The organism is Sphingobacterium sp. 1.A.5 (assembly GCF_002734235.1).
Classification (GTDB): domain Bacteria; phylum Bacteroidota; class Bacteroidia; order Sphingobacteriales; family Sphingobacteriaceae; genus Sphingobacterium; species Sphingobacterium daejeonense.
Window position 1 is genome coordinate 1 of the sequence record NZ_PEBA01000027.1, and the last position, 19,485, is coordinate 19,485.

15 protein-coding genes and 2 pseudogenes are annotated in these 19,485 nt (G+C 34.1%); 5 read left to right on the forward strand and 12 right to left on the reverse strand.

Annotation, left to right across the window (positions count from 1 at the left end; translation table 11 throughout):
* Both CRT24_RS12255 and CRT24_RS12265 read right to left on the reverse strand, forming a co-directional pair.
* On the reverse strand, positions 1 to 584 hold a 584-nt coding region (locus CRT24_RS12255; RefSeq protein WP_144034575.1), incomplete at its 3' end, for an IS4 family transposase.
* Between the two features lie 740 nt (positions 585 to 1,324).
* Positions 1,325 to 2,041: a DUF3891 family protein gene (locus CRT24_RS12265; RefSeq protein ID WP_099371532.1), complete on the reverse strand. Its 717-nt coding sequence runs from the start codon at positions 2,039 to 2,041 to the stop codon at positions 1,325 to 1,327.
* A gap of 263 nt (positions 2,042 to 2,304) precedes the next feature.
* Here CRT24_RS12265 and CRT24_RS12270 point away from each other — a divergent pair, with 263 nt between their 5' ends.
* Positions 2,305 to 2,658 carry a transposase gene (locus CRT24_RS12270; protein ID WP_257214034.1) on the forward strand — a complete coding sequence of 118 codons (354 nt, stop codon included), beginning with the start codon at positions 2,305 to 2,307 and terminating at the stop codon, positions 2,656 to 2,658.
* Positions 2,659 to 3,627: 969 nt separating this feature from the next.
* Here the strand turns inward: CRT24_RS12270 and CRT24_RS12275 are convergent.
* Entirely contained in the window at positions 3,628 to 4,131 is a 504-nt protein-coding gene (locus CRT24_RS12275) for an RNA polymerase sigma factor (protein WP_099371533.1), read from the reverse strand.
* A 542-nt stretch (positions 4,132 to 4,673) separates the two neighbouring features.
* On the opposite strand from CRT24_RS12275, the gene CRT24_RS12280 reads away from it, so the two are divergent.
* A complete protein-coding gene (locus tag CRT24_RS12280) occupies positions 4,674 to 4,910 on the forward strand; it encodes a hypothetical protein (protein ID WP_099371534.1) in 237 nt (78 codons plus the stop codon).
* Positions 4,911 to 5,289: 379 nt separating this feature from the next.
* Here the strand turns inward: CRT24_RS12280 and CRT24_RS12285 are convergent, their stop codons facing one another.
* From CRT24_RS12285 to CRT24_RS12310, 6 genes are all read right to left on the reverse strand, one after another.
* Positions 5,290 to 5,535: a hypothetical protein gene (locus CRT24_RS12285; RefSeq protein ID WP_099371535.1), complete on the reverse strand. Its 246-nt coding sequence runs from the start codon at positions 5,533 to 5,535 to the stop codon at positions 5,290 to 5,292.
* A gap of 60 nt (positions 5,536 to 5,595) precedes the next feature.
* The gene (locus tag CRT24_RS12290; protein WP_099371536.1) at positions 5,596 to 6,234 is read right to left on the reverse strand and encodes a hypothetical protein; all 639 of its coding nucleotides are present in this window, start codon (positions 6,232 to 6,234) and stop codon (positions 5,596 to 5,598) included.
* Positions 6,235 to 6,587: 353 nt separating this feature from the next.
* On the reverse strand, positions 6,588 to 9,584 hold the full coding sequence (locus tag CRT24_RS12295) for a DEAD/DEAH box helicase family protein (protein WP_099371545.1): 2,997 nt from the start codon (positions 9,582 to 9,584) through the stop codon (positions 6,588 to 6,590).
* An 8-nt stretch (positions 9,585 to 9,592) separates the two neighbouring features.
* Positions 9,593 to 11,467 (reverse strand): site-specific DNA-methyltransferase, encoded by a 1,875-nt coding sequence (locus tag CRT24_RS12300; protein ID WP_099371537.1) that lies wholly within the window; start codon positions 11,465 to 11,467, stop codon positions 9,593 to 9,595.
* A gap of 1 nt (position 11,468) precedes the next feature.
* Positions 11,469 to 12,224 carry a DUF4391 domain-containing protein gene (locus CRT24_RS12305; RefSeq protein WP_099371538.1) on the reverse strand — a complete coding sequence of 252 codons (756 nt, stop codon included), beginning with the start codon at positions 12,222 to 12,224 and terminating at the stop codon, positions 11,469 to 11,471.
* A complete protein-coding gene (locus CRT24_RS12310) occupies positions 12,224 to 15,358 on the reverse strand; it encodes a DEAD/DEAH box helicase (protein WP_099371539.1) in 3,135 nt (1,044 codons plus the stop codon). Before CRT24_RS12310 ends, CRT24_RS12305 begins: the two co-directional genes overlap by 1 nt.
* 297 nt (positions 15,359 to 15,655) lie before the next feature.
* Between CRT24_RS12310 and CRT24_RS12315 the strand changes: the two genes are divergently transcribed.
* Complete coding sequence (locus CRT24_RS12315; RefSeq protein ID WP_099371540.1) at positions 15,656 to 16,246, forward strand: recombinase family protein; 591 nt, start codon at positions 15,656 to 15,658, stop codon at positions 16,244 to 16,246.
* 176 nt (positions 16,247 to 16,422) lie between these two features.
* The gene (locus CRT24_RS12320) at positions 16,423 to 16,818 is read left to right on the forward strand and encodes a hypothetical protein (RefSeq protein WP_144034577.1); all 396 of its coding nucleotides are present in this window, start codon (positions 16,423 to 16,425) and stop codon (positions 16,816 to 16,818) included.
* Between the two features lie 58 nt (positions 16,819 to 16,876).
* Here CRT24_RS12320 and CRT24_RS12325 read toward each other — a convergent pair whose 3' ends face one another.
* From CRT24_RS12325 to CRT24_RS21430, 3 genes and pseudogenes are all read right to left on the reverse strand, one after another.
* On the reverse strand, positions 16,877 to 17,653 hold the full coding sequence (locus CRT24_RS12325; protein ID WP_099371542.1) for a copper resistance protein NlpE: 777 nt from the start codon (positions 17,651 to 17,653) through the stop codon (positions 16,877 to 16,879).
* Positions 17,654 to 17,859: 206 nt separating this feature from the next.
* Positions 17,860 to 18,567 carry an IS3 family transposase gene (locus tag CRT24_RS12335; RefSeq protein ID WP_144034578.1) on the reverse strand — a complete coding sequence of 236 codons (708 nt, stop codon included), beginning with the start codon at positions 18,565 to 18,567 and terminating at the stop codon, positions 17,860 to 17,862.
* A pseudogene (locus CRT24_RS21430) lies at positions 18,483 to 18,692 on the reverse strand (transposase); the annotation flags it as partial. The gene CRT24_RS12335 and the pseudogene CRT24_RS21430, both read right to left, overlap by 85 nt.
* Positions 18,693 to 19,098: 406 nt before the next feature.
* Between CRT24_RS21430 and CRT24_RS12345 the strand changes: the two are divergent.
* A pseudogene (locus tag CRT24_RS12345) lies at positions 19,099 to 19,485 on the forward strand (IS982 family transposase); the annotation flags it as partial.

Below are 19,485 nucleotides of genomic sequence, written 5' to 3' on the forward strand. Positions count from 1 at the left end.
CGGGTGACAAAGAAACAGCCGGTGCTGTCCAAAACGTTCATCCAGGCATAATCCACATAGCCCCGGTCTACAATAACCACGCAACCTTTGGGAAATGACATCGACTTAGCAATTTTGGATTCATGCTGTTTGCCATCTGTAATATGGACGAAACTTGGCATACAGCCATCGTAATCCAATACGGTGTGTAACTTCACCGCTCCCTTGGCACTACGGAACTTGGCCCAATCAAATACACTCAAGCACAATGGAATAACGGTAGCATCCATCAAAAACACCTTACGTTGTAATCTTCGCAAKTCCGSCCTTTTATGAGTATGCTGTTGCCATAGGTGATCCAAAAGCTTATAATACAGATCCCTGAAAAGACCGTGATCSCGATGAGCRTTCATATAGGAAAGRTTGGACTTGCTCGGCGTTCTGGAGATACCCATATGGTTCATGTTGCCAGTAGTGCTGCGGAGTCCATTAGAAATGTCACGAACCGAATCTGCCGAAGAGAGATGGCAGAATAGCATGCTCACAAAATGCGTCCAACTGTTGATGCCCTTGTGATGTTTGTCAGATTGATGTTCGTGAACCATTTTTTTTTTTGAAAATGTTCCGATCTACGAGTCCCAAAATCTKAGAGAATACGTTTATATTTACCATGGCGATGGATCAATTTTGGCGAATTAAATATAGCATTCCCTGCTGTATAAATCCACCGCCATTTTTTCCCTCGTTTAGGACGCTACTGAAGTAAAATAATAAGAATTATTAGTAATTAAACAATAAAAAAAAATATTTAATTTAATTTTAAGTAAATTATGTTGTATCATATTTTTAAAAACCTTATTTAACCTTTATTTAATGTCAATAAAACCTTACATACAGCGTAAACTTGAGAATTCCTTGGAAGGCGTGGCCAGTTTCTTCAATATACATCATCGTAAATCCGATCAAAATATGCAAATGGAAATGGGCATACCCTTAAATACAGATATTTTTATAGTTTGTTTAATAAATAAACCCGAGATAAAAATTTACAATTTATACAACTTGAGGGAAGATTCTAAATACTCAATTGATCATAAGATTGAAGAATTGGTTGAAAAAATTAAAAAGGATATATTATGAACTTAAGAGGACCAAGCTATCTTAATTTTAAAAGGAACTATTACTCATATTTCTATAATTCTAAGCCATTCAAAATCTAAAGTTTTAAAAATTAAAGTTTCGTTTCCGAGATGGACGCGTGTCACCAGGGTTCCTATTTTAAAAAGCAAACAGTTGGTACCAATTTTTTAAATCTTCTGATAAATTTTTAATTGGTTTGTTGAAGCTAGTGTGAAAAAGTAATTTGTTGCACCGTTATGTGACCATCAAACAATGCATCCTGTAATTCTTTATCGTTTCTAAACTTCAATTTATCGAGCAATCGACGCTCCACATTAATGGTAAAATCCTTCTCACTAAAAGGCCAGGGATCTATTGTGTAACAATCTTTATCTTTTGCAGAAATAAAATACGGTACGCCATCGGGCCCAGCACTTATTTCTAAAGACCTACCTTCTGGAGGAATAATGCGCTGGCACACCAAAAGCGAGAGCGCATCGCACCATTGAAGGATCGTGTAATATCTGTTCATCTCGTTTATCGATAAATCAATCTGATTACACCAGTGCTGTTTTTTGCTTTCGAGTGAATCACAGAATCTTGTTGCTGCTGCGGAGAGATTCCGCTTTACAAACTGTATATGACAGGCTATCAAAATCGCGGTAAAGATGCTTTGCGAAAGTGATTCATCAAGCAGCCGTTGGCAATTTGCTTTATCAAAGGTTTCCATTGTGAAATCTTTGGGTCCACCTGGTTCATTGAGTATCCCTTTTCGCCTGAACTCCGTATAATTATCGTCGTGATCGGCAGCTGCCAGGATAAGATCGATTTTGTAGGGGTCTCCCTTAATCCATTCAAGTTTTTCCATTAAACTCGCTGCTAACCTTGCATGATGTCGCTGCAAGACCACTTCAAAACCTTTTTCTAAATAGACGACAATCATAAAATCCTTAAATAAACTCTTTAATTTAGGAAAAAATATAAAAATAGTGATATCGCTGGCAAAAGTATTTTTTAGATACAGGTGATCAGCAGGTGCACTTGCTTAGAATCTTTCTTTCAGTTGTCTGTATTGCAGATGGAAACTATAACGAATAGGATCTATAAATGTTCCTATTGTGAGACACTGATGTGCTGTTGTGTTTGTAAAAATGAAGTGCTTGGGCAAGAGTGAAGGAATCAATTTTATAGATTCTACACATATCAATGACCAAAGATATTTTTGGTAAATTATATGGAGATAAAGGCTATATATCAAAAGCTATGGCTGATATTCTTTGGGGTAACGGAATACAAATGGTAACAAAACCTAGAAAAAATATGAAGGGATTAAATCTTTCTCAGACAGATAAAATTATGCTACGAAAACGAGCTATAATTGAATGTGTAAATGATGAATTAAAGAATATATGCAAACTACAACACACTAGACACAGGTCTGTAAATAACTTCTTATTGAATGTTTTGGGAGCTTTAGCTGCCTATGCTTTCTTCCCTAAAAAACCTTCTCTAAATATTCAGTTTCAACAGCAAGAAAAGCAATTATTCCTTGCTGCTTAAACCGAACTCACGTTAATTAATTTTTATCAATTCCTTAACAGGAATATAACAACAAACATTTCGCTTTCAATCGATTAAACTCTTTGTAAAAATGGCGTTTAATTATGCGTGTTGTTTCATGTATTTTGATCATACTTAGAAAGACAAAATAATTCCATAGTTTGGGCGTTTTATTTTACTAAACCCTAAACCTTATCTTTTCTAAGATAATGGTCTTTAATTAATTCATTCAAATTTTTTAGAACTATTGTATGAAGATTATTAGTTTAAAAACCACTGCACTGAGCCAACCACATCCATTATGTCCACATTGTGGGGAAGCATATCTTTATTACCGCGTTCGTAGACCTTGGTGGGTGAAATCATTTTTGTTTTTTTTGCCAGTAAAGAGGTATTCTTGCAGTCAATGCAACAAGAGCTCGTATATTTTACGAGACAAAGTTTAATGGGCTATCACACTAACGCTCATCGATAACTTAACAAATTTTATTAAAAGAATTATCTTATAAAGTTGCTGTCTTCAATATTAAGATATCGCCAGGTACTTAATTAAGATCATAGCAATTTAGTATACCTGGCAATCTATTCCTCTCAGCCCAATAAATATCCTTTAGGCCGTCCTCAAATAGCTCATTTAAATCTTTAGCCGCGCTTGGCTTTGCTTTAACTTTATTTCCTTTGGAGTAGGTTTTGTAGTTGTTGGCATGATAAATATTCATTGATGAGCTATGTGAACACTGAATGTAATTTTGCTTTATGGAATCCAAAGGTCTTTTACTATATCAGGAAGAAGTAGTGATACTATAATTAAGGGGCTTGAAATTTCGAGGTGATTTTAAGAATGATAAAAAAGCTTAGTAATATCTATGGAGCTCCGGGAACAGCGGTGATTGATTACCCTAACCTGCACCCAAATAGAAACAGGGGCCATGATATCATCACCCCTGTCATGCGTCTTAAAAGTTTTTCCTAATCATGTCTATAGTTGTGCAGCTTTTTCTGTAGGATTTTCCTGGCCGTATGGATCCGGGTCTTTACCGTCCCTTCAGGTACCCCCAGGTATTCAGCTATTTCATAGTATTTGAATCCTTCATAATACATCATGAATGCAGTATAGTATTTTTCAGGAATCGCTTTCATGACAGAGTCTATTTCCTGTCTCATTAAATTGCCTTCCGCTCTATCTCTACTGACCGGACTTTCCATATCCTTGGAATCCCCGACTCCACTCATATACTTAAGTTGATGAGCTCTTTTTCGGCAATCATTGATGAATGTATTTCTCATAATAGTATAGATCCATCCCAATAGGTTCGTCCCAGTAACATATTTCTTGTGATACTTCAGCACCTTGACCAATGTGTTCTGAAGAAGGTCTTCCGCATCATTCTGGTCCTGTGTGAATTTATTGGCATATTGCAAAAGTGTTGGGGTATGCACCAATACCTCATCTTTTATAAATTTGTAATTCATCTTTTAGTAGGGCTTTTGTGAATAAATATTACTATTTAATACCCTTTGCGCAAAGGAAGATGTTTGATATGACCTATCTGGGCATCTCGCATGTCCATAGGATATCTTTATATGTTAAGATTGTATGCTCATCAAATATTCAATACCCGTGCCAAATGGATCTTCATCCATCTCTATCCGTGACAGGAAACTACTTTACAGTAAATGATATACTTTTGACGGCCCAATCGTGTTTTTTTGGGCTACAAAAATAGCGCACTGTTTAATTTAATAGACACATAGTTTTTCTATTTAATACATTTAGCTTTTTAGCTACAACCGTGGCCATTAAAAGGTTCAGGTGTGAGCTGTGGCAATAATTTAACGGTGACGTAAAGCCCCCCCCATACCCTTTAAATTATTGTCCAATAGTCCGTTAAATCTGTAGAGCAATAACCTTCTAACACTATGTTCTTAATTGAATTATGGTCCTCTAAATTTAAGAAGGCATAAACTATTTCTTCTGTACCTTGTTTATATATTGAACTTAAAAACAAAACATTATGGCAATTAACACAGCAAACGAGGACCAGCTAAGTAAATCTATTGAGAGTCAAACAGCAAAAATACCCTCCGTGGTATTTCTAGGGGCAGCATTGCTGTCCATGGGAGTTTCTGCAGCATTGAAATGCTCACGGTGGAAAGATGACAAGGATGCACTTTTCATAGGGCAGTGGGCGGCTCCTTTCCTTCTTCTTGGTATCTATAACAAGATCGTAAAGACTGAAGGACATGATTGATATTGCTAAATAAGCAATTTGAGAATTAATCAATAACCATAAAAGTTCCTAAAATTTTTTTTGGAACTTTTATTTCTTTTGATAGGGCAAACCGGTTTGTTCTGTACTGCAATCCGAAGTAGAACAACAAATTTTGATTAACCAGAAATATCCCCATCAATTGAAGGGGACACAAATAAACAACATTTCACGTCCTAACAATGCTAATTTAAGAAATGAGGGCTATAACCTGCAATTGAATTTCCGAATTCTCGGGAGGTTTACATCTTGGGTAGGGGAGAAGTAAAAAAGGAGAAATGGGATAGCTGTTTATTTGCTAGCAAATTCATTCCTGGAAAAGGATCTTCTGGAAATGAAAATGCTAGCATACAGTAAAAAATTAATTTTCTTTTTTTATTGGTCGACTTTTATTCTTTGCGTAAATAAACCTGGTATAAAACCAATGCAAAGCACTTGATTCGTCTTCATTCCGTGCATATCCCTCAACCTTTTCCCTAGGCAGGTCAATAAGTTCCTTCCCTATATTCAGAAGAATGGCATCTCGTTTTTCTCTCGCCTGAAAGTCTTTGATTGGATCTTTGCACTCATTAATAGCTTGGAGAATTTTGTTTATTGTTTCTTGCATTATATTGGATCTTGGATAGATTTAATATGTAATTTACTAACTTTAGAATGGACATAAAAATTACAGCATCGGAGAAGTGTTATTTCCCAACTTTGAACTGAAGTATTTATTAAAGCTTTTAAAGATATTAAACGATGAATCATCTAGTTTGCTTCCGCCTGCAACTTTAACCCACTCCTTTAGCAATAAATTATGATTGAGATTATCGAAAAAACTAGAAACATCAAACGTCATGACTACGAAATTCTCTGAACTATAGTTTTGAATATAGTCAAAAACTTCCTTTGCAAAATCAATCGTACTTTTATGAGACTTTAATCCTGGCTTTTTTATTCTACGGTAAGCGATGACAGATTTTGCGAGATCTGAACCTAAAATGAAAGTTTCATATTTATCACTAAGCTCTTTTGTATGGTAACTATATATTAATGAATCTAAATGGCTTGCATAGTATAGTTCTCGAGGCTTGATACTAGATACTCTTTTTTTTTCATTTTCAACAATCCCTGTTTCATTATTATATTTCTTCCTAAACTTTCGAACCTTGGATGTTTTATGAATAAAAGGTAAAAACGAGTGTTGGGCTGTCTTGGTTTTAACATAATTTGTCACCCATTTTCGATCACTCAAACCTAAAGGATATCCTATATGTGGATATCTCCTTAATTTAAACCAATCTATCTCTTCCTTCTTACTCATAATTTTAGTTTATAAATGGATAGGGCTTCCCGACGGAGCTAGCTAAAAATAGTACATGCATATTTCGACTAGACAAACAGAGGCTGTTCGTTTTGCCACTCCTCAATTTGGGACGTAATTATTTGCTTATCTTTACAGAGAATGAACACATCATCAGAAAGACTCACGTTTATCAAAGAAGTGATATTGATAGTCCAGCTGGTAGCAATAATAGCTATAGGCTGTGATTTTATCTCACTAAGTTCTTTGATGATTGAAATACACCAACCCTAGACGTTTTGAGTAAACTCTCAATCTAGGCAGAAAATCAAAAAACGTACTATTCAGCGCCCTATCCATAATTTTTTAAAATATCATACCTGACTATACACATCCTCTATCGTATGTGCAACAATCATACGGCTGCCGATAGATGTAAAATGTTCTTTGCCACAGTGAATTTTTCCTTTTTCTATTGGTCTCAAATGTTCATCGAAAACAGTGCCTTTAGATTCAGTAACGAAGTACAACTGCTCTTCAGTTCCCTGGTTATATAGAATAGCCCAATCAGGATTATATGTTCCTAATGGCGTAGGTACTTTAAACCAACTAGGTAACTTCGTGTATAGTGATATATAATCACTCGCTTCAAACTCTTGAGCCAGATTGACCTCAACATCCGAATCACACAAGGTATGTTCGTAGGCAGACTTACTAGAAGCTACTAAATGTTTGCTCAAATAACCTACTAAATCCTCCGCCTCAATCTTTTTTTGATCGTAAAACTCTTTCTCACCAATCTTTTCGTACTTAATACCATTTACTATAAACAATCGTTTCTGCAGATTGATCACCTCAATACAGCTTTCAATAAATGCTTGAGGATTAGACTTAAAATAGTTGATTACACGTGGTTCCAGTCCTTTAAGCAAGCTTACAATGGATTTACGCGTAAGATCAGTTTCATTCTGCAGGTATGTAATTATATCAGGTAAATGATTGACTTGCACATTAAGATGCTCGACATAGTTTTTAACTTGACCATCTGCTTTAATACCGCCTTGATCAACCGCCAATTTAGCTATGGTATGTTCGATCTTAGCTTGTTGATTACGAAGATTGTTATTCAATGATTCAATACATTTATTGATCAACTCATACGAATCAAACTCAACTTTGTAAACTGTTTTATACTTGATTGAATCCCAAAGAGCCTTAAATTCATCGGATAGATAAACCTGCTTATTAAGCTTGATATGCACCTTTTCTGCATTGTTTTTAATATCTAGATTACCAGCTACTTCTTTGACTCTGTTTATAATTTGTTTTGATACTTCTTCCGTAAATTCTTGTCCCAAATCAACACTACCTTCTTTTATAGACTGTTTTAGTAGATCTTGAATTTTACCTTTAGCATCAATATATCCTAACTCTATAAAGTGTTTATAAAGCTTATTAGACTCATCTTGACCTAAATAAACTGGCTCATCTTGCTCATCAAAACCATTAACTATGGTATTAAATGACTCCAATGCCAAATAACCAAATTTGATACCTGTATCTTCTGTCAATTCTTTTTGATAGCCTTCGACAAATTCTGTAAAGCTTTCATTAACTATCGTTGTGAGTATAGTAACGCTTTCATCATATACACGATTACCCGATTGATCGACTGGAATACGTAAGCCACGTCCTATTTCTTGGCGACGGCGAATTTCTGAAGCGCCCATCTCCTTCAATAAACAAATTTGGAACACGTTTGGATTATCCCAACCTTCTTTTAATGCCGTATGAGAAAATATAAAACGCACAGGAGAATCAAAACTCAACAAACGTTCTTTATCTTTCATAATCAATTGATACGTATCCTCGTCAGCTTTGACTGTTCCTGAAGTATCTTTGAAAGCTTCAAACTTCTCTTTAACATTCGATTTTTTTGATCTTTTATCACTAGAAAAATAACCCTTATGCACTTCAGTAACATCAATATTTACATCTTTCACTTCTTTGAAAAGTGACAACTTATATTTAGGATGTTGGATAATACGTGCATATTCTTCTTCGAATATTTGTGAATAATCACCATTTGTAGGATTCCCCTCTTCATCATATAGACGGTATTTTGCAACTGCATCGATAAAAAACAAACTTAAGACCTTAATACCCTTTGGATTTAACTTTACTTCTTTATCCAAATGCTCCTCAATAGTCTTGGCAATAAGTTTACGTTTAATCTCTTTATCATCTACTCCACCAAGCGTTTGACCTGATTGGATTATTTTCCCATTTACAAAGGATATATAATCCAACTCGACATTGATTTCATTGATGATATAACCGAAATATTGATCTAACTTGGATATTTCATATAGATCATCACCTAGTTTGACATCTTTATTTGTTCGCGAAACTTTACCATTCTTACCTTTGATATCAATCGAAATTTTAGCTTTGATACCGCTTTTATTCGAAATGCTAATGCACTGAATAAAAGCACCATCACTTACTTCATTTTTAGTAGTAATAGAGGCTACTTCAATCTTTTTTACTTTATTATCATTATAGGCATCAATTGCATCAAATTTGTACAATAGATTGATTTTCTCTTTATGTGTGGCTGAAAAACGAAAAACTGCTAAAGGATTTAAGTTTTTGATTGATTTCTTTTGTAATGGGGAACTAATCGTACTTTGTGGTTCATCCACAATTACAATAGGATTAGTTTCTTGCAACAAATTAATGGGTATAGCCCCCAATTTATCGTTATAATCTAACAAAATACGCTTGGTTGCCTTCTCGCTATCCATATCCTGTGCGAAAGCTTGGATATTAATGATCATAAGGCGAACCTGATCGGATGTCGCAAAATCACGAACTTGACTTAAGTTGGCACTATCGTAAATAAAATATTTATACGGCACATTTTCAAACACTTGTTTGAAGTGTTCATCCGTCAACTCCAATGATTTATTAATACCTTCGCGAATAGAAACAGAAGGAACTACGATAATGAATTTTTTGAACCCATAACGTTTATGCATTTCAAAAATAGAACGTGTGAACACATAGGTTTTCCCCGTACCTGTCTCCATTTCTATAGAAAAATTCAAATCGTTCTTATCAATATCTTGCGGTGTTGAAATACGTAAACCATTACGCAGTTGAATGGCTTGTGTATTCTCTACTAACTGCTTCTGTAGTAAGTTAAGTTTATTAGCATAACCCAAATCAGCTGCATAACCAATCGATTGATCTGTAGGAGCTAGTACTGTAAAATTTGATTCTAACTTTTCTTGTCCTTTGAACACATCAATTACAGCTTCAATAGCATCTTGTTGGTAAGTCAAATTACCTTCAAATTGTATTTTCATAGCCATAATTAAATCGATTTTACGTTTTCGATTCCAGCCTGACGCAATGTCTGTATGGTATTCGTTTTATCAGCATCATTAGCAAAACCTGCATCTTTGAATATCACAGATGGTTTGGAGTCAGAAGAATCTTTATGCCATTCTCCAATGGCTACTGCTACTGAGATGTTTATATTATCGCTTAAGCAGATATACATCGCACCAAAACCAATATTATAAATTGTACAGCCATCCACTTGCTTTTCTTGGATAGACAAAGTCAAATCCAAACCGTATTTCAATAAGATCTCAAATAATACATCTTCCTCGGTACGACCAGTTTTGATGCTATCTCCATTATTAGCTAAAAATGCATCCAATTGACCTTCAAATTTCTCTACAGAGGTATCCCAAGCTTGGATATTAGATGAATCCAACTTAAAAGCACGGAAACCAATATCTAACTTATCTAAACCTTCTTTATCTTTATTCTTTTGTTTGATTAATTCTCCAGCTCTACGAATACGCTCTTTAGTAATGTCAGCTATAGTCTTGTAGCTGGCTTTATAGGCTTCTGATTTTTCATCAGTAGGCTCTGGTAACTGTACAGATATACATTTTCTAATACCACCATCTTCAGCATTAAGAGCCATCACAGCGTGAGCTGTTGTTCCTGACCCTGAGAAAAAATCAATTATGTAACTTGTTTTATCCGAATATAATTCAACACATCGCTTTATTAAATCTATTGATTTTGGATAATCAAAATAATCTTTACCAGCAAATAATTTTTTTAATTTTTGAGCAGCATCCTGAGAATGCCCCACTTCGCTATGTTTCCAAATAGTTACGGGTGTAACTCCTTCTTTTACCTCTGACAAAAACTTTTTTACTCGAGGAACATTATCACCATTTTTACCAAACCAAATTCTATTGTCAGCTTTGAGTTCTTCTAAACGTTCTTTAGTAAAAAGCCAACATCTACCATCTGAAGGCAAAATTATTTTTCCTGATGGAGTTACTATTTCATATAATTTTTCTTGAATAACTGGACCAACAGTCATATCAGAAGATGTCCAAACACCACGTGGATCATTATCAGGATTCTTATATCTATTATCTGTTTCATTAGTTCTTGTTAAACCGTTGTTTACAGCACAATTAATGTTTTTGGCATAACAAATCAAATAATCATGAGATTCAGAAAAATGCTTTTTCAAATTGACAGGTGAAAATGATCTTTCCCAAATAATTTGAGCTAAAAAATTCTCTTCACCAAAAATCTCATCACAAAGCTTCTTTAAATTAGCTTGTTCGTTATCATCTATAGAGATAAAAATGACGCCATCATCAGTCATTAAATTACGAGCTAATTTGAGACGGGGATACATCATATTCAGCCAATTGGAATGGTATCTTCCATCAGAATCCGTATTTGTAGATACTTTTTTACCCTCTTCATCGGTTTGCCCAGTCAGCTCTAAATAATTGGCTAAATTATCTTTGTAGTTGTCTTTGTAAACAAAATCTTTTCCTGTATTGTAAGGTGGATCTGTATAGATCATCTTGATTTCGTTACTATAGGTTTTTTGTAGCAACTTCAATACTTCTAGATTATCTCCTTCGATAAATATATTTCCTGTCGTATCCCAGTCCTTGCTATCTGCTTTATTAGGACGTAACGTACCTGTAGATATTTTATTAGCTTCTTTCTGCGCTTGTGTTTTTCCTGCCCAAGTCATTTGGTAGAATTCTTTGTCTTTCTCGACATAATCACCCAGCAAAGCTTGTAATTCTTCTACAACAAGTTTACCTTCCGAAAAAATAGTTGGAAACAGTTCTTTTAGTCTTTCTATATTATTGGCTACGATATCTTCAGAACCTAAAGCTTTGATTTTCTCCATTTTATTTTATTTTTTCTTTTAGTTGTTGTATTTCTTGTTTCAATCTGTGAATATCGGTATTTAAAGCTACTTTTTCACTCATTTGAGTCGCTGATTTTAATATTTTACTATAGCTTTCTACTTGCTCTTCGGCTACTTTTATTTGTTGTGCGATCTGCAGAAATTCATCCGTTACATAGTCAGGACGTTGTACATATTCGCCTGTCAAGTCTGCCAAAGCATGGTTTTTTAAGGCTTGTATATAGTAAGTATAGAAAACCTTTAGATTTTGCTTTGGTACCTTCGCATAAGCTAAAGCATCTAAAAAGGCCTGTGAAGATTCAGTCTCGATAGCTTCTGACAGATAAATCTCTTCCAAGACACGTTGCTCTGCCGACTGCTTATGATAGCGCTTGGTAGCTAACGATAAATGGCTAATCTTAAGATCATCGGATTGTGTAATCACGATACCATGATGAGGTAAAAGCTGATGGATTAATTTACTCGTCGACTTATACAGCTTAGCATACATATCTCCACTTAAGAGCACACGAATAAAATACAACTGCGTATAATCCTCCAATTCATCTTGATAGGGCTCTATATTAGCCATAGGCTGATTGATACTCGCGATTAATTGGATTTGTTTCACATCAGCCGAATCTATTAGTTTTAGCTCCGACGAGGTTAAATCACGCTGCTTTTTTAATTCTACTTTTTTGATGGTATATTTAACCAATACCCCTGACGGGAAACTTATTATCTCCTCCCAATTCATTATTCCGAAACAATTAAATAGCTTAAAACTTCGTATTGATTTGCACTCGATGATTTGCCTGAGAAGACAGCATTTGCATTAAAAATTGAAGAAATCTGTGCTTCTTTCTCTTCTCCAGACAGATGAGACTTCACCACATGCAATAATTCGGTATATTCGGACATATAGCGTCCTGATTTGGTGCTGATATTAAATTCCTTAAGCAATTCTGAATCTATAGTCTCCTTTCCGAAAGCTAGTTTTTTGAATAAATCCAAAGCGCGCTTTCCCATTCTAGCTGGAACAATTATTTCTCCATTTTTATTAATATAAATTAATGCATATGGATGTAATAGGTTCAATTTCAACTTCTCATGAAAGTTTGTATCATTCAAATCTTTTACACAAAATAATACGCCAGCTTCATGATCTACAATATTATTGCGTATCAAAGAAAAAGATGCACTAGCAAATCGTTCATAACGAAGTTTGTCTGATGCTGAAATACGTTCTGCATCAATTTTGAAATCATTAAAGGTCAAATCAGTAATACTGATTCCGCCTTCAAAATCTTCTAAATCAACTACGGATTCGCGCATACGTTCCAATTGCTTTTTACGATATTCGAGTTCCTTTTGTTGTCCAGAACGCTCATCGATGACATTATCATCTCCTGTAGCTGAAATATCCAAAATTTGCATCCTACCTTTTACACGTTGTACTAAATCGATGTATTGATCAAGTTCGCGAGTTGGATAAAAATTGACAAGCTGTATATATTTATTTTGAGAACCTATCCGATCTATTCTTCCAAAACGTTGAATAATACGAACAGGATTCCAATGTATATCGTAGTTTACTAAGAAATCACAGTCTTGTAAATTCTGACCTTCGGATATACAATCCGTACACAACAAAAGGTCTATATTACCTTTTTGCTTTGGCATCACCGTATCACGAGACTTCGACAAAGGCGAAAAATTAGTCAAAATGGATTGTAGATCGGTTTTACAATCTATTAAGTTGGTCTTGTTAGCATCTCCACCAACCACCATAGCTGCTTTTAACCGATGTTTATTCTGAAAATAACTGGCTAAATTGTCATACAAGTAACGAACAGTATCCGCAAATGCACTGAATACAATTACTTTCTTGTTCTCAGTATTTAAAGGTTTATCTATTTTTTCTTCAATAAGCTGAATCAGATCTTGTAGCTTTTGATCGCGGCTTACAGTGATCTCTTCACAACGACCTAAAAGTTTTTCTATAATGGCTTTGTCAGACTCCAAAAAGCCTTTCATCTTAACTTGGTCAATATCCTGAAGTAATACCTTCACTTTACCACCAATAACAGAATCACGCAATTCTTCATCATCAAAATCCAAATCCATAATATCTACATCATTCAAAAACTCTTTGTGATTGTCAATTTTATCGATTAAGAAATTAACCCTATTTAAGACGGAGTTCAAGGTTAAACAAAAGGAATGAATTGAAGATTCTAAACGTTTTAAAAGATTGACACGCATCAGTGTGATGATACTTTCTTCACGCTCTAACTGACTGAATTTTGTTCCATTTTTTGTGATTGTATCATACTTTTCTGCATACTTTGGTTGCAAGTGCTTATGAACAAAAAATAATGGCGAATAGAATTGCAAATTCAACATCTGCAATTGATCATTGAGATAAGTAATGGAAAATTCTTTATCCTGGGTATCAAACTCACTATATATAGACTTAGGCTTCAATCGTTCAGGAAAGTTGCCAATATCGGCCACGTCATAATACTTTTCAATATGTTTTCTAGATCGTGAGATGGTCAGCAGATCCAAAAGCTTAAAGTAATCGCCATCTAACCGACTAATTAAACTGTCGCGTGAAGGGTCACTATCTTTTAACCAATTATTAAATTTAGTTTGCGCTTGTCTTAATGTAAGGTCGATACTCGCAATACCTTCCTCTTTCAAAGCTTGATCGTTAGATTCTGTAATAAAGGCTACTTGATTTTTCAAATCATTAAGTCGCGTATTGACAGGAGTTGCGGACAACAAAAGAACTTTGGTCTTTACACCTGCACAAATAATCTGGTTCATTAAACGCTCATAACGCGTAACATGATCTTTAGAAGGATTGTTATTTCTAAAGTTGTGGGATTCATCAATGACCACTAAATCATAATTTCCCCAATGCACTTTTTCCAAATCAATATCACCAGACAGACCTCCATCTCTACCTAAATCCGTGTGGTTCAATACATCATAATTAAAACGATCCTTTTCTAAAATATTTGTTGTATAGTTTTTGGTATAAGCAATCCAGTTGTCTCTTAATTTTTTCGGCGCTAAAACCAAAACACGATCATTGCGCAGCTCATAATATTTGATAACTGCCAATGCTTCAAAGGTTTTACCAAGACCTACCGAATCAGCAATAATACATCCATTGTATTTCTCAATTTTATCGATAGCTCCTAAAACAGCATCTTTTTGAAAGTTAAACAGCTTTGACCATATCTCTGAACTCTTGAAGCCAGTGCGAGTCAGTCGTTCTTCTTTCAAATCTATTTGTTCTCTGTCTTGAAAAATCTTAGATATAGTATATTGGTAAATATCATGTGCCGGTTTCAATGGATTTGCCTGCTCATATAAGGATAACACTTCCTCTGTACAATCCAATGCGACATTCCATTGATTGTTAAATGTTTGCTTGTACGAAAATTGTTCATCCAAAATATATGGAAATAAGTAAGGACGCCCATCTTTAATAATACCCAAAGTAGCTTCGTCAAGCGTATGCGGAGCAAGCATAAAAACGTGCTGATCAATAACAATATAAGAGATACCCGATATATTCGTTTTTCGAATCTCCACATTGGATTGAATTTCTTTCAAAACTTCACTTAATCTATAATAACCATTTAAAGAAGCATCTGTCTGCACTTCTAAAGGATTATGAATAAATAATGCTTTTTTCTCCTCAAGGTCACCAGTATTTATAATAATCCGAACACGTTGTGTTACATCAATTTGATTGAATAAATCAAATAATGCATTAAATGAGAAATTATTCGAACAGATTAGAATTTCCGAGTCCGATTTTACTTTTGAAAGAATTTCATTTAAAAGAATATAATCTTGATTATTTATAATCATTTGGATAAAGGTTAATAATTTTAATCTGTGCTAAAATAATCTAGAGAATGATAATAAATTATAGAACAATGATTCTATAAAGACTTATGGTGCTTCTGATCTTTTAAAATTACTAAGCATTAAAGTAATTATATCTTTCCTATTCCTCTATTCTCAATATTGTAAATTACAAAAAAACGGTCGTTTTTTGCGACAAAAATAATAGATTCAACATAGGTTGGTATTTCACACCATACATTGTCTCAAAATGTTGTTTCACAAATCTATGTTTCATAAATTAGTATATCAAACGTTTTTATGAAAATAGGATATGCTAGGGTTAGTACCCAAGATCAGAACTTAGATATGCAGATCGATGCTTTGAAAAATGCTGGTTGCGAAATCATTTTTGAGGAGAAGGTTTCCGGAAAATCGAAAGACCGTCCGGAGCTTAAGAAACTCTTCGAAAAAATAAGAAAAGATGATACTGTTGTCGTGTGGAAATTAGATCGTCTCGGTAGATCTCTAAAAGACCTAATCGATCTAATCACAAAAATGCAACATCTGGATGTGAGCTTTCTCAGCATACAAGATGGAATAAATACAAATACGGCTACAGGTCGATTTACATTTAACATTTTCGCTTCGCTAGCTGAGTTCGAGAGAGAAATTATTTCCGAAAGAACTAAGGCCGGTTTAACTTCAGCCAGAGCACGTGGTCGAAAGGGGGGGAGACCAGCTGGATATAGTAAAGAAACTATGAAGAAGATAAAGGCAGTGAAAACATTATACAATGCTGGCGATAGCCCCTCTGTTCAAGATATAGCCGACAGTCTGAAAATAAGTCGAGCAACGTGTTACCGGTATTTAAAGGCACATGATAAAATGGATAATGATCTTAATAAATAAACAATTATTTGTATATTTTTGAAGAAGATATGGGAAATTTCAAAGACTTAACTTTCTGGACAAAAAACCTGGGCCATCTGCCCGTACATTTAATACCGTTGGTTGAAAGCAAATTTATAATGTTAAATGGTGTTACTGGAAATTTTTGTCTTGATGTGTCAGAAGATGAGGGGTCTATGGATTCATATTTTTCAGAGTCTTGGTCCAGTAATACTAAAAACTACCTCTATATCAAAGATGAAACTGCAAATCTATATAACTGGAGCAATCCGAATAGAGTTGAGGAAATACCGTTAAAAGCAATTGGCAACAACTTAGAGAAGTTCTACGATTATCTTGTATCAAAAAGTCACAAATCAGATAAAGATATTGTACCCAAAATAATAGATATATTTAAACAATTCAGGACTTTAACTTCTGAATACCAAAATCCGACTCAAGCTTTAGACTTGCTATTTATACTTCTTGCAAGTTTAGAAGATGATCTATCTGAATTAGACAAAAATAAATGGAATATATCAGACATTACCATACCTAATAGCCTTCCGTTCAACAACACTTTCATTATTTGACTTCTAGCGATCAAGCGAATTTTTTTATCGATCAGCTACTGATAAAACCCTTTTAATATTATTTTTTATAATAATCTCCGGCTAAACTTGCACCGCCACCACAGAAGTAATTTAATGCGAATCTATCGTCAAATTTCGAAGTAAATACTTCAGCAGTTTTATCCTTAAATAAAATCGTCATCGTCCCTTGTAAATCTTTATTGATGGTTTTTAAATCAACATCAATCTGATTGTTCACTAACTTTCCTTTGCCTTCAAAAGTACATCCTTTTGCAGCACCGGTAAATGAAATTTTCACTAAGTAAACACTGTCATTTTCAGATTTCAATTCCAGAATTTGGTTGTAAGCTTTTCCATTGGCGTTGGTGTTATACGTACCATTCAACTGATCGGGCGTGAATGCTTTTACTTCTTTAAAAATATAATTTTTGGCTAATTCTCCGCTTACTTCTTTCTTATCAGCATCCAATCTTACCAAGGTTTTGTTTGGTTTTGCCAGATAATATTCTTTGGGCGAATTTGGCATGGACACTTCAATAATGTCATCATTCTTAGTCCAGGTACCATACTCGTTTTCAGAAGTACCGTCGCTGTCTAAATACGATGTACTTTTAACCGCTTTGTTGTCTTTTTGAAAGGTAATATAGGTTTCGATTCCCATACAATCTGCGCAAGGCAATGTTGCCGTGTAAATTCCTGAAGAAAAATCATTATTCTGCTGTGCCTCTGTTTTTGTCTGCTCTTTATTTCCAAGGTCTGCAGTTGATTTACTCTCGTTGCAAGAAACAAGAATGGCGGTTAGTGCTGCTACGGTTAAAAATTTAAATGTGTTCATTATTTTTTTTATTGATTAATTTAAAATGTTTGATGACCTAATTAACGTGGATTCAAGTTTTAAATGCAACTCGTCTATTTTCGTTCATTTTTAGAGCAAAAACTTCGTTAGGCGTTTTGAAACCAAATCTTTTTCGTGGTCTGTTGTTTAAAATATTAATAACTCTATTAATTTGATCTTGGGTTATCGATTCAAAGTTAGAACTTTTAGGAAAATATTGGTGAATTTCTTTGTAAATATTGTACCCCTTGATCAGAATAAAAAATCAATCCTTTTTCAATTGGTCTGTTTTTTATTGCCATTCGAAAGGCAGCTAGTGATGTATCATCGGCACTCATTGTATTAATTAAACTCCAGCCAATTAATTTTCTATCGTACAAATCAATAATGGTTGTTAGATACAGAAACCCATCTTTTGTTTGGATATAAGTGATATCGGACACCCATTTTTGACTAATTCGAGTGGCTTTAAAATCTCTATCAAGTACATTTTCTGCAATCAAGTAATTGTGTTTCGAGTTGGTTGTAACTTTGAATTTCTTGCTTAATTTACTTTTCAAGCCAAGCTCTTTCATATATTTGGCAACGGTTACACGAGATATTCGATATCCTAAAGCCTGTAATTCTGCCGTAATTCTTGGACTTCCATAGCGTTGTTTGAATTCAAAATAAAGTGTTTTGATTTTTTGCTTTAGTTTATTCTTTTTCAATGCTTTCTTTGAAAAGGATCGCTTTTTCCATTTATAATAACCTCTAGAACTGATTTTTAAGATGGAACACATTTTCTCAATCGGAAATTGTCGTTCATGATTCTTAATGAATCTGTATTTCATCGATCGCTCTTGGAGAAAATGCTGATTGCTTTTTTTAATATATCGCGCTCTAACTCGGCATCGTTGAGTTTTTTTTCCAATTCGTGAATACGTTCTTGTTCGGGAGTAAGTTTTAAATTTCTGTTGCCAGCAAAACTACCCGTACCAAATTGCTGATATTCTTTTCGCCATTTATAAAGCAAAGAAACTTTTATACCAAGCTCTCGCGCTAGCTCTGATTAATTACTTCTATCATTACTTAATTCTACTGCTCTTATTTTAAAATAGGAACCCTGGTGACACGCGTCCATCTCGGAAACGAAACTTAATTTTTAAAACTTTAGATTTTGAATAGCTTAGAATTATATAAATATGAGTAATAGTTACTTTTAAAATTAAGATAGCTTGGTCCTCTTAAGTTCATAATATATCCTTTTTTATTTTTTCAACCAATTCTTCAATCTTATGATCAATTGAGTATTTAGAATCTTCCCACAAGATGTATAAATTATAAATTTTTATCTCGGGTTTATTTATTAAACAAACTATATAAATACCCGTAGTGCATTATAAAAAAGGTTACTCATAATACGAAAATTTCGTATATTGTATTGACTACCAATCTAATACATTATGAATAACCTAGATGCAATTTACGATTTTATTTTAAAGGAATTAAGAAAATTAACCATCAAAGAAAATTTTTATTTCAAACCAATTAAACCAAAATTATCTGATTTAGAACTCATTGCAATAAATATTTCTGCAGAATATTTATCGATAGATTCAGAATATCAGTTGTTTAGATACCTCTCTAATTCAAAACTAAAGGGAATGATTGAGAGAAGTGTGTTTAATCGCAGAAAAAGAAAGGTTTTCTTACACTTGGAAAATATAAGAAAACTTATGGTTGCTAAATTTAATGAGATGGAAACCACTTTTATTGTAGATTCGATGCCTTTAGAAATCTGCAAAAACGCAAGAGCGAACCGCTCTAAAATTTGTAAGGAAAATGAATTT